At 53.9% G+C, this 12,300-nt stretch carries 9 protein-coding genes, 1 pseudogene and 1 riboswitch; of the genes and pseudogenes, 4 read left to right on the top strand and 6 right to left on the bottom strand.

Going from position 1 to position 12,300, the window contains the following annotated elements; all coding sequences use genetic code 11:
* Positions 1-32 precede the first annotated feature (32 nt).
* Complete coding sequence (locus ACOTSW_RS04010) at positions 33-953, bottom strand: AAA family ATPase (protein ID WP_423681132.1); 921 nt, start codon at positions 951-953, stop codon at positions 33-35.
* A gap of 143 nt (positions 954-1,096) precedes the next feature.
* On the opposite strand from ACOTSW_RS04010, the gene ACOTSW_RS04005 reads away from it, so the two are divergent.
* From ACOTSW_RS04005 to ACOTSW_RS03995, 3 genes are all read left to right on the top strand, one after another.
* On the top strand, positions 1,097-2,035 hold the full coding sequence (locus ACOTSW_RS04005; RefSeq protein WP_423681131.1) for a histone deacetylase family protein: 939 nt from the start codon (positions 1,097-1,099) through the stop codon (positions 2,033-2,035).
* 22 nt (positions 2,036-2,057) lie between these two features.
* Positions 2,058-2,255 carry a hypothetical protein gene (locus ACOTSW_RS04000; RefSeq protein ID WP_423681130.1) on the top strand — a complete coding sequence of 66 codons (198 nt, stop codon included), beginning with the start codon at positions 2,058-2,060 and terminating at the stop codon, positions 2,253-2,255.
* Between the two features lie 186 nt (positions 2,256-2,441).
* A riboswitch (cyclic di-GMP riboswitch) is annotated at positions 2,442-2,528 on the top strand.
* 60 nt (positions 2,529-2,588) lie between these two features.
* Positions 2,589-4,964 (top strand): putative Ig domain-containing protein, encoded by a 2,376-nt coding sequence (locus ACOTSW_RS03995; protein ID WP_423681129.1) that lies wholly within the window; start codon positions 2,589-2,591, stop codon positions 4,962-4,964.
* Between the two features lie 74 nt (positions 4,965-5,038).
* On the opposite strand, the gene ACOTSW_RS03990 is transcribed toward ACOTSW_RS03995, so the two are convergent.
* The gene (locus ACOTSW_RS03990) at positions 5,039-5,308 is read right to left on the bottom strand and encodes a DUF2798 domain-containing protein (RefSeq protein ID WP_423681127.1); all 270 of its coding nucleotides are present in this window, start codon (positions 5,306-5,308) and stop codon (positions 5,039-5,041) included.
* A 153-nt stretch (positions 5,309-5,461) separates the two neighbouring features.
* The gene (locus ACOTSW_RS03985; RefSeq protein WP_423681126.1) at positions 5,462-5,896 is read right to left on the bottom strand and encodes a hypothetical protein; all 435 of its coding nucleotides are present in this window, start codon (positions 5,894-5,896) and stop codon (positions 5,462-5,464) included.
* Between the two features lie 346 nt (positions 5,897-6,242).
* Here ACOTSW_RS03985 and ylqF point away from each other — a divergent pair, with 346 nt between their 5' ends.
* A complete protein-coding gene (gene ylqF / locus ACOTSW_RS03980) occupies positions 6,243-7,175 on the top strand; it encodes a ribosome biogenesis GTPase YlqF (protein ID WP_423681125.1) in 933 nt (310 codons plus the stop codon).
* 61 nt (positions 7,176-7,236) lie between these two features.
* Here the strand turns inward: ylqF and ACOTSW_RS03975 are convergent, their stop codons facing one another.
* The 3 genes and pseudogenes from ACOTSW_RS03975 to ACOTSW_RS03965 form a co-directional block, all read right to left on the bottom strand.
* Positions 7,237-8,814, bottom strand: coding sequence for a methyl-accepting chemotaxis protein (locus ACOTSW_RS03975; RefSeq protein ID WP_423681124.1), 1,578 nt, complete (start codon positions 8,812-8,814; stop codon positions 7,237-7,239).
* Between the two features lie 70 nt (positions 8,815-8,884).
* Positions 8,885-11,032, bottom strand: a complete 2,148-nt coding sequence (locus ACOTSW_RS03970) for a putative bifunctional diguanylate cyclase/phosphodiesterase (RefSeq protein WP_423681123.1) — start codon at positions 11,030-11,032, stop codon at positions 8,885-8,887.
* A gap of 174 nt (positions 11,033-11,206) precedes the next feature.
* Positions 11,207-12,235, bottom strand: a pseudogene (locus ACOTSW_RS03965) (methyl-accepting chemotaxis protein); the annotation flags it as partial.
* Between the last annotated feature and the right edge of the window lie 65 nt (positions 12,236-12,300).

Here is a 12,300-nt window from a genome sequence, read left to right as displayed (position 1 = left end):
TATCCGTTTTCCGGTCTTAGGTTCAGCACCCATCAGACGGCAACGCGTTTGATCACTTGCGCCAGTAAATCTGCGCTGGCGCTGGCTTTCGCATTGACCGATTTCAGCGGACGCAGGCGGTGTGCAATTACCGGAATCATGATGGCCTGCACATCTTCCGGCAGTACATGATCACGCCCCTCCAGTGCCGCCCAGGCACGCGCTGCCTGCAACAAGGCGAGCGATGCGCGCGGGCTCATGCCTTCGGCAAAGACATCGCCCTCGCGGGTTGCCTGTGCCAGCGCCTGCACATAATCAACCAGTGCAGGTGAGGTGTGTATTTGTCTGAGTTGCTGTTGCGCCTGCAATAACTCGCTGGCCTGCATCAATGCAGGCAGCTTAGACAGTAAGGCGCGGCGGTCTTCACCCAATAACAACGCACGTTCTGCCGCCGCATCCGGATAGCCGAGTGACAGGCACATCAGGAAACGGTCGAGTTGCGATTCCGGCAGCGGAAAAGTGCCGACCTGATGCGCCGGATTTTGCGTTGCGATCACAAAAAACGGCGCGGGCAGTTTGCGCGTCTGGCCTTCGGCTGAGACCTGATGCTCTTCCATCGCTTCCAGTAGCGATGACTGGGTTTTGGGAGTGGCGCGGTTAACTTCATCGGCCAGTAACACCTGAGTGAATACCGGGCCGGGGTGAAAAATAAACTGATTTTTTTCGCGATCAAAAATCGACACGCCGACGACATCGGCGGGCAGTAAATCGCTGGTGAATTGCAGACGGTTGAATTTCAGACCCAGGGAAATTGCCAGCGCGTGCGCGAGTGTGGTTTTACCGACGCCGGGTAAGTCTTCGATCAACAAATGACCACCGGCGAGCAGACAGGCCAGCGCCTGACGGATTTGCAGTTCTTTACCGATAATGACGTTATTGACTTGTTTTGCAACTTGATGCAATTGGGAAAACATGTATTTCCTCAAGTAAAAATCAGCGCTCAGTGTAGCTGAATTAGCGCAGCTTGTTGTAATCCCTGCACTGGCCGGACAGGGGGCATTTGCAAAAGCGCTTAAATAAGGTGAAACTGACAGTTAAATCTACAAAAATCCGAGACATGACAACCGCGTATTACACCCATGCAGATTGCAAACGCCATGAAATGGGATCATGGCACCCGGAATCACCAGAACGTTTGCAGGCGATAGAAGACCAACTGATCGCCAGCCGCATCAGCACTTTGCTGGATCATCGAGATGCTCCTGCCGCCGAAGAGAGCGATCTGGCGCGGGTGCATACGGCGGACGCGATTTACCGGATACGCGAAAATTGTCCGTCTGAACATTCCGAATACGACCACTTTCCACTCGATGCCGATACTGCCCTGAATAGTTACACCTGGCGCGCCAGTCTGAGAGCAGCAGGAGCAGCCATCGCCGCAACCGATGCGGTGATTGATGCTGAAATCGAAAATGCGTTTTGCGCGGTGCGCCCGCCGGGACATCATGCAAGCCGCAAAGAATCGATGGGATTCTGCATGTTTAACAATGTCGCGATTGCTGCCCGTCATGCGCTTGATGTGCGCGGCTTGCAGCGGGTTGCTATTGTTGATTTCGATGTGCATCACGGTAATGGCACCGAAGATATTTTTCGCGACGATCCGCAGGTGTTGATGGTGAGTTTTTTTCAGCATCCTTTTTATCCGTATTCCGGCGATAGCGAACCGGCCAGCAATATGGTCAACGTGCCGGTACCGGCGCACAGCTATGGCGATGTGATCCGCACACTGGTCACGGAAAAATGGCTACCAGCCTTGCGCGCATTTCAGCCGGAAATGATTTTTATCTCGGCCGGATTTGACGCGCATCGCGAAGACGACATGGGGCAACTGGGGCTGACCGAAGCTGATTTTGCCTGGCTGACCAGGCAGGTGATGGCGGTCGCGAAAGACTATTCCAAAGGCCGCATCGTCAGTTGTCTGGAAGGCGGCTACAACCTGTCAGCACTGGCCCGCAGTGTAACGGCCCATCTGAAAGTGCTGGCCGATCTGGAGTGAAGGCCTGCGCCCGGTTCTGCATATGCGTCAATTTGCCGCAAATCACCTTCAAATATACTGGGGGGAGTATTTTTACAAGCCCTTTGTTTCTGCGGACATAAAAGCAGAAATTGGCGATACTCCCCCTGTTTTCTTCCGCGTCGTGCCATATATCCCTTTTTCTGCAGTGTCTTACAGCCGCATTTTCCGGTTTTCCGCAAATACGCCGACTGCTGGCTGACGGTGGATATGCCGGCTGTTTTGTCTGAAAATAAATGTCGTTGCTGGCTGGCGACAAAATGATGTCAATCACGATATCGTTTCAATCTTCTTTAACAGTTGTACGCTGTCCATTCTTCCGCATAGTCTTTACACTCGACACCGTTTACTGAATGTCGTATCTGGTCGTACCGCATGTGCGGTGCGACGATTCTGAGGGCAAATCTGTCGAAAGGCAGAGACGCAAAGCCTCCGGCCTACAGCGCGCAAGCGCCACGGTAGCGGGGTTGCTGACTCCCCTGTGCTGTCATCAGGGAATGCGCGCGGCCCTCGCCAACAATTGAGAGCTGAGCCCATGTCTGTCACCCGTCCCGTCTCCAAGCCTGTCCCCCGGATTCTTACTGCCAGTTTGCTGGCCTTGCTGAGTGCCTGCGGCAGTAATTCTGATCATGCGTCGCTGAATCAGGCACCGGCCGCGATTGCGACTGCGACCACAACCCTTAGTGCGGATATCGTCCAGTTGCCGGATACAGCAGCAGCGCAGATCGCACAACCGACGTTTCACGTCGCACCGGTGTTGCTGGATACGCCAGCTGATATCGATGTGTTCAACAGCAGTGCATCGGCAATGATGGGGCCGCGTCAGCAGGTGATACCCGAAGAATTCCGGCAATTGTCGGATCGTGGTCTGACCGTGACGGCGATGCAGGAAGTGCAGGCGGCGCAGGGGGCACGCGTTCGCTCCTTACCGGGCAACAGCGTGATACAACCGCAAGCCACGTCCAGCGTTGTATCGACTTATACGCCAGCGCAGATCCGCGCGGCATACGGTCTTGCCGCATTGCCTACGAGCATGACTGGGCTGACAGCTGCGCAAGCCGCGCAACTCGGTGCCGGTCAAACGATTTATATCGTTGATGCGTATCACGATCCGAATGTTGCCGCCGAACTGGCGGCATTCAATCAAAAATTCGGTTTGCCTGGCTGTACTGCGAAAACTCTGGCGGCCACCAGCGCCTTGCCGTTGGCAGCACCGGCGACCAACGCTTGTGAATTAGTGGTCGCCTACAATACCGCAAGCGGCACACTGACTGGCACTGCGCCGGCCTACAACTCAGGCTGGGCGACTGAAATCACACTCGATGTACAGTGGGCGCATGCAACAGCACCGCTGGCGCGCATCGTTCTGATTGAAGCAGCTGATGCCTCATTGAATAGTTTGCTGGGCGCGGTCAAATTGGCGAATGCGATGGGGCCGGGTGTGGTATCCATGAGTTTTGGTGCGGCAGAAGGTAACTGGACGGCATCGGTCGATGCTGCTTTCAGCGCCGCCAAAATGACGTATCTGGCAGCGACGGGTGACTCCGGCGCGGCCGTCAGCTGGCCTTCGGTTTCACCCTATGTGGTGGCGGTCGGCGGCACTTCGCTGACGTATTCCGGCAGCGGCGCCCGGAGTGAAATCGGCTGGTCTGGCACCGGTGGTGGCACCAGTGCATACACCGCTTTGCCGTCGTATCAGAATAGCAGCGTTCCCGGCATGGGCACGCTGGCGCGCCGCACTGTCGCTGATGTAGCGTTCAATGCAGATCCATCAACTGGTCAGTATGTGGCGGTGATCAATCCTGGCAGCACAACGGTTAACTGGATCAGTGCCGGTGGCACCAGCTTATCGACACCTCAATGGGCAGGGATCGTCGCCGTGGCAAATGCAACGCGTGCACAACTGGCCAAAGCTCCGCTCGGGCAGCCTCACAGTATCTTGTACGGACAGATTTCTACTGTACCCGGCACATACGCCAGCACGTTTGCTGACATCGTCAAAGGTTCAGACGGAACTTGTGCGACATGCTACGCGAAGACCGGTTACGACCAGTTGACAGGATTGGGTACGCCGAACATAGCCAATCTGATCAGCACAATGGCGGGCACTACCATTGCTCCGACGGCGCCAGTGGTAACGGGGGCGACCATCAGCGGGCAGGTCGGGACTGCGCTGACCTTCACCGTTTCGGCAACATCGACGAATCCGCTGACGTATGCACTGAGCGGCGCACCGTCAGGCATGACGATTGCCAGCACAGGTATTGTGACTTGGACGACACCGGTCGCCGGAAGCTATGCGGTCACAGTGACTGCAACTGATACAAAAACCGGGTTGAGTGGCAAAGCGGTGTATAACATCACGATTGCTGCGGCGAAGGCACCGGTGGTAACAGGCGGCACAATCAGTGCTAAAGCAGGCTCTGCTTTATCATTCTCTGTCGTCGTGACTGCGGCTAATCCTGTAACGTACAGCCTCACCGGCGCACCGGCGGGTATGGCGGTCAGCACCAGTGGGGTCGTCAGCTGGGCATCCCCGGTGGTCGGAACGTATAACGTGACAGCCATCGCCAAAGATACAAAAACCGGACTCAGCGGTCAGGCGGTTTACACCGTTGTGGTATCGGCCGCGACGGTTAGTGGTCCGGTGATTACCGCCCCAGCGATAACGGGCGTTGCCGGTAAAGCACTGACCGGACAAATCAGTATCTCTGATCCCGGCGTCAGCTGGGTATCCGTATCGATTTCAGGTGTACCGCTTGGAATGAGTTTTTCCATGAGCAGCAGTCTGGCGATCACAGCGAGTTGGCCATCGCCTGTTACTGGCAGCTACACTTTGAAAGTGGTGGTGACGGATTCCGCCGGACGTACAGCGCAGGCATCGGTGCCGGTTACGATTACGGCGAAATAAACGGGAATCAGATTCATAAAAAACGCCCATGTGATTCTTGCATGGGCGTTTTTTTTATGGCGGTCTCTGATGCTTCAGGGATGTGGTGCGACTACCATCGCCGTCATTTTTCTGACCACAGGCAATATCAGCAGCAACACGGGAAATGCCACCAGCCATGAAATTCCCCATGAACCCATCCACATCGCGAGGAAATTGTTTGCCAGACCGACGCTGCGCAAAGTGCTGATGGCGGAGACGATGCAGGTCATGATGACGGACAAAAAGAAGGGCATGACGATACCGGCATAACGTGCCGGCAGTTTTGGTAAACCGGATGGCCTGCGTGGTGGTGTTGAGTGCATAAAAAAATCCAAAATTCGGGCGATGCTCTGACAACAAAATCAGATCATCGCAGTTTATGTTTTCAGAATATTGCGGCGCATGTACTGCTGACAGTTTTCCGCCAGATACAGAGTGCGCTTATGTTACAAGAGCGCAGAAAAAGACGCAGACATTTACTTTTCGCCGCTGTCTTCCTGCTGACATTGACTATCAACCGTTATCGGGCCGAATACTTTTTGCAGACCACCAATACCACCGACCTGTTTGATGAAGACCTGCTGGCGCGACTGGTGCACGGCCAGGGTGTAATGGTAGCTGTCTGAAATTTTCGGGCCGGTCGTTGGCATCGCAGTCACCACGACGAGTTCGCTATCCGGCGGTAAAGCGGTTGCTTGCGGAAAAGCATGAGCCGCTGCCTGCGTCACACCGACAGTCTGAAAGCAGGGCGATAAATTGCGGATGATTCTTTCTGTCAGCTGGCGATCGCTGGAATTCGCAGGTTCTTTCATCATGGTCTCGGCACAGGAAATGGTGGATAGCAGCGCGGCGCACAGCAACGCCGCAAGGTGTTTAAGCATGCGTGTCAGCAGAGTGGTGGTGGACGGCATCATTTTTCCTGGCGATGTGATGAAGACAGGTTCAGCCGGATGTTGACCGGCAATATCACAATATAAACGAAAAACCGCCAGCGCATTGCAGCCGCATAGCGATCAGCGTACCAGTTGCGCTCAGTGGCTCAGAATAGCGTTATTCCAGCCGCATAAGGCCAAAAAATACTGGGGGGAGTATATTTTAAAGCCCTTTATTTACTTAGAGATTAGGGCAAAAATCGCATATACCCCCTTATTTATGCAGAATTCCGGGGTAAAACACAAACTTCTGTGCAGATTCTGCGTGGAGCAGGGCAGAGTTCCGTACAATATCGCTTTGTTTTTGCTCATAAGAAGAATACGCATGTCGATACAATGGTTCCCCGGCCACATGAACGCTGCCCGCAAGAAGGCGGCGGAAACCATGGAAAACACCGATCTGGTGATAGAAGTGCTGGATGCCCGCATTCCGCAAGCGAGTTGCAATCCCATGGTGGAGCAACTGCGCGTTTTCCGCCAACGCCCTTGCCTGAAAATTTTAAATAAAGCCGATCTGGCCGATCCGAACGCAACTAAATTATGGCTGGATTATTACAACGCCCAGAAAGACGTGTTTGCGGTTGCGATGAGCTGCAAAAAACCGGCCGATGTCGCCAAGGTGCCGGGGCTGGCGCTGAAGCTGGCGCCGCACCGTGGCGTGCCGACCAAGCCTTTGCGCATGATGATCATGGGCATTCCTAACGTCGGTAAATCGACGCTGATGAATGCCTTGCTGAAAAAACGTGTTGCCAACGTCGGTGATGAACCTGCGGTGACGAAGACGCAGCAACGCCTGTATCTCGGTAAAAACATGATCCTGACCGATACGCCGGGGATGTTGTGGCCGAAGATCGAACATCCTACCGACGGCCTGATGCTGGCGGCCAGCCATGCGATCGGTATCAATGCGCTGATCGAAGAAGAAATCGCGACTTTCCTCGCCGAGCAATTGCTTATTCACTATCCGAAGTCATTAGTGACCCGCTACGGCTTCAATCTGGAAGGCATGGATGCGGTGGCGGTGATCGAAGGCATCGCGCAAAAACGCGGCTATAAACTTAAAGGTGGCGACTGGGATTTTGAAAAGGCCTCGCATACCTTGCTGCTCGATTACCGCAGCGGTGCTTTGGGCCGTATCAGCCTCGAAACGCCCGCCAGTCGTGAGCATTTGCTGGCGACCTACGTGCCACCTGTATTGCTTGGTCAGGGTAAAAGCGTGCAAACCGGCATGGAAGAGGAAGCAGAAGGAGAAGAGTAAAGCGCTGCCATCGCGGACCAGCCGATGGCAGATGGTGCAGATAACGCCGCGATTCGTAGTATCAGCGGCGTATTTTTTTGTCCAGCTTAAACACCGCCAGCGCCTGTACGACTTTGATAGTCTGTTCCTGCAGACTGGTGGCGGCAGCGGCCGCTTCTTCTACCAGCGCGGCATTTTGTATTGTCACATCATCCATGTGGCGGACAGCGGTGTTGACCTTGGCGATACCGGCACTCTGTTCGCGTGATGCCGCAGCGATCTCACTCATCACATCGCGCACATTTTGTACTGAACTGATGATGTCGCGCATGGTGTTGCCCGCTTCGCCGGCCAGCATCGTTCCTGCATTAATTTTTTCGGCAGAAAGCTGAATCAGATCTTTGATTTCTTTTGCAGCATTCGCACTGCGTTGTGCGAGTTGCCGCACTTCGGTGGCCACCACGGCAAAGCCACGCCCTTGTTCTCCTGCGCGCGCCGCTTCAACGGCGGCATTGAGCGCGAGAATATTTGTCTGGAATGCGATCCCCTCAATCAGGCTGATGATATCGACCACTTTTTTCGATGATGTGTTGATGTCGTTCATCGTCGAGACCACCTGTGACACGATGGCACCACCCTTGTCCGCGACCAGCGATGCGTCGCCTGCCATCTGGTTCGCCTGGACGGCGTGCGCCGTATTGTGATCGACGGTGGCAGCGAGTTGATTCATGCTGGAAGCAGTCTCTTCCAGCGCGGCAGCCTGCGATTCGGTGCGTTCCGATAAATCCATATTGCCGGCGGCGATTTCGCTGGTGGCGATACGGGTCTGGTCTGAGCTGCGGCGCACATCGCCGACAATCGAGTACAGATTGATATTCAGCTGGCGCAGGGCGAGTAGCAATTGGCCCATGTCGTCTTTGCCGTGGCTGTCTATCTCCTGCGTCAGATCGCCGCCCGCCATGATCTGACTGGCTTTCAGTGCCTGATGCAAAGGCACGATCACCGCACGGTGCAGGGCATGCCAGAAATTGAAGGTGGTGGCAATGCCGACAGCGGAGAGTACCGTCAGCCAGATTGAAGGAGCAGGATTAAAAAGCAGATTCTGTATCAGTATGGCACTCATCAGCAGCACCAGAAAACCAAGATTCCAGTTCGCGCGCTGCTGCAGCGAAAGATGACGCAATGCACTCCAGACACCGGCGATACCCGTCAGCTTGACGCTGCCACGGCTGATTGTGATATTGCGCGGATTGCCCGCTTTGATTTCTTTATACAAGGCATCGGTTTGCTGCACCAGTTCACGTCCCGGTTTGGTCCGCACCGACATGTAACCGACCGGACGACCGTTTTCGATGACAGGTGTGATGTTTGCCAGCACCCAGTAAAAATCGCCGTTCTTGCAGCGGTTTTTAACCATACCGGTCCATGGCTCACCGCTTTTGATGGTGGCCCATAAATCGGCAAATGCTTCAGCAGGCATATCCGGATGGCGCAGAATATTTTGCGGCTGACCGATGAGTTCCTCCTCGGTATAACCACTGACCTGAATAAAGTACGGATTCGCATAGGTGATATTGCCCTGCAAATCGGTGGTGGACACGATAGTTTCCGTGTCGTTCAGGATGTACTCGTGATTCGTGACTGGCGTATTAAGACGCATAGTAAGTTTTATTCTGCATGTGAAGGGAAAACGGATAGCCGGATACGAAGTCCGGCTGGCTTTTTTTGTTTCACGCGGTGTCCGCAGAACACCGCAACCATGTTAAGGCAAATATCTGTGCAGGCTCAGGGCGGCCAAAGTAATAACCCTGTGCATGATCGCAATTCAGTTCGCGTAAGCTGGTTGCCTGCGCCTGTGTTTCCACTCCCTCGGCAATCGCTTTGAGGCCGAGGTTACGCGCCATGCCAATAATGGTGGTAACGATAGCGTGACCCTGATGCTCATTGAGCATGTCACGGATAAAAGAGATATCAATTTTTAATGTATCCACTGGGAAACATTTTAAATAGGAAAGAGAAGAATAGCCAGTGCCAAAATCATCAATCGATAATGCAAATCCCATTAACTTCAGCGATTTCATGATATCGATGGACTGCGCAACGTTATGCATCAGGCTGCTTTCTGTCAGTTCCAGTTCTATGCATGCCGGGCTGAGGCCCGCGGCCAGCACAGTTTGCAGAATTTTATCGGCCAGTTCCGGGTCGCTGAGTTGCTGAGCTGACAGATTGATCGCCAGCCGGCCATGGAAACGATAGCCTGCCGCTTGCCAGGCGCAGATCTGACGACAGGCTTGTTCCAGCACCCACAAGCCTAATTGCGCCATCATGCCGCGCGCTTCTGCAATCGGAATAAACTGTGCCGGGCTGATCCAGCCGCGTTCTGCATCGTTCCAGCGCAACAAGGCTTCTGCACCGTCGATTTCACCTGTCTTCAGATTGATTTTGGGCTGGTAATGCAGCTCTAATTTGTCTGCGTTCATCGCCTGATGCAGATTTCTGGCAATGTGCATCTGTTCATTCAGGTCGGCACTCATTCTTGCCTGATAAGCGATATAACCTGCGCCTGTCGTTTTCGCTTTATACATGGCGATATCGGCGCATTTCATCAGGTCATCAGCGTTGTTTCCGTCTTCAGGATAAAACGATAAACCTATGCTGACGCCGACTGAAAAGTGATCGTCGCCGATGCATAGCGGTGTGGTCAGTGTCTGTTGCAGACGCTCGGCTATCATCGCTGCAGCCACCTGATCTTCGACTTCGGTGACCACGATGAATTCATCGCCACCCAGCCGCGCCAGGGTTTTTTCACCGCGCAGGGTCGCTTCAAAACGCTGTGCAACTTGCATCAATACCTGGTCGCCGACATCGTGGCCCTGCGTATCATTGATTTCTTTAAAGCGGTCCAGATCCAGGAACAGAATCGCCAGTTGTCGTTGGTAACGACGCGCATTGCTGATCGCCTGCCTCAGTCTGTCCATGAACAGGGTACGGTTGGGCAATCCGGTCAGGCTGTCATATAAAGCCAGATGACGGATTCTTTCTTCATTTGCTTTGCGTTCGGTGATATCGGTATTGATGATGAGTATCGATTTTGGTCTTTGGCTTTCATCCCTGACCAGCGTGCGCTGACTCTCGACGATAAATGGTCTGCCGTCTTTACGCCGTTGTGAAATTTCACCGCGCCATTCACCGTTTTCGATAGTCTGACGGGTCACTTCATTAAACGCTGCTTCATCGTCCCACAGCAAATTTTCCGGTGAACTACCGAGTGCTTCGGCACAGGTCCAGCCATACAGTTTTTCTGCCGCCTTATTCCAGTACGAAATATGGTGATTGATGCCGATCACGATAATGGCGTCACTGGCTTTGTCGAGCAACGATGCCTGATTCCTGTGATGCGCAGCATTCGCCAGCGTTTCTTCGCGCAGGCGATGTTCGTCGGTGATATCTTCTACTGTGATCAGCAGATGTTGTTGCGCATGCTTGCCGATGATCTCTGTCAGAGTGATACGCAGATGCCTTTGTTCGTACGGAATACTGAGATAGCGTTTGCCTGATTTCCCTGACAGAAATGGATGTAAGACCTGCGGTGACTCGAGTGCCGGTAACAGCGTACGCAGATGCTGGCCTGTGATCTGACGGGTATCCTCGAGTCCGAGGATGTTGCAGATGCAATCGTTCGCGCTCAGCACGAACAGTGCTTTATCGGTAATGATGAGGCCGACATTCAGACTGCTGACAATGCTCTCAGCATAATGTTGCAGCGGGACGTTTTGCCCAGGATATTCCGCCTTGTTGCCGGCGTGTAGCTGCAGTTGAGCTGGTGCTGACGATGCTGTCTTTGCGACAGCTGTAGTCTTGAGCAGTCTCGATATCATGATCAGTTCCTATCCTGTGCAGCCATTTCATTTACTCCATACAGACTTCAGTTGTTCAGGTACACGATTGCGCCGGAGCAGGTCACACTGAAGTGATACTGCCCCGGCGTCTTGCTACTGTTGCTCACCATTGATGAAGTCCTTGTTGTCGCAGACGGACAGCGCAGGAGTTTCTTAGGTGTTTGTCAGGCGTTTTACGGTGTTCTGCGCGGCAGGGCGGATTGCTGCACTGGCTTTTTGTATGTTCGACGCAGTGTGAGTGGCAGGTGTTGCCACGATTTGTGTACTGTCTATGCGGAATACATCGACCAATTCCGACAGATTAGCGGCCTGGTCTTCGAGGCTGGCCGCTGCTGCCGCTGCCTCTTCAACCAGCGCGGCATTTTGTTGCGTCACTTCATCCATCTGCGCGATTGCCTGATTAACCTGTTCGATTCCTGTGCTCTGTTCATGGCTCGCTGCCGTGATTTCCGCCATGATGTCGGTGACACGGCGAACACTGTTGACGACTTCGCTCATCGTCGTGCCGGCTTTATTGACCAGCAGCGTACCTGCTGCCACCTGATCGACAGAGTCACCGATCAGCACGGTAATCTCTTTCGCGGCGGCAGCACTGCGCTGCGCCAGATTGCGCACTTCGCTGGCAACGACAGCGAAGCCGCGGCCTTGTTCGCCGGCACGTGCTGCTTCGACAGCGGCATTGAGCGCAAGAATATTCGTCTGGAATGCGATGCCGTCAATGACGCTGATAATATCAACGATCTTTTTCGACGAATTATTGATAGATGACATCGTGCTGACCACTTCAGAGACCACCTCGCCGCCTTTGATTGCCACATCAGACGCTTCTGCTGCGAGTTGATTTGCCTGACGTGCATTGTCGGCATTCTGTTTGACGGTGCTGGTCAGTTCTTCCATCGATGCGGCGGTTTCTTCCAGCGAGCTTGCCTGTTCTTCAGTGCGTGAAGACAGATCCAGATTTCCTGCCGCGATCTGGGTTGAAGCGGATGCGATGGTGTCGGTTCCTGTTCTGACCTGTGCCACGATTCTGACCAGGCTGTTATTCATGTCTTTCAGCGCCTGCAGTAACTGCCCTGTTTCGTCGCTGGATTCGACTTGAATGTTGCTGGTCAGGTCACCATCGGCAATCGTGCGGGCAATCTGTACAGCCTGATTCAATGGCCGGGTAATGCTGCGTGTTGTCCAGTAAGCGAAACCGCAGGCCAGCAGAATCGCAATGATCGCAATTCCCGATAGCATATTTCTGC

It is taken from the genome of Undibacterium sp. WLHG33, from assembly GCF_049544815.1.
In the GTDB taxonomy this organism is placed as follows: Bacteria; Pseudomonadota; Gammaproteobacteria; order Burkholderiales; family Burkholderiaceae_D; genus Undibacterium.
This window is presented reverse-complemented; position numbering and strand designations above follow the sequence as displayed.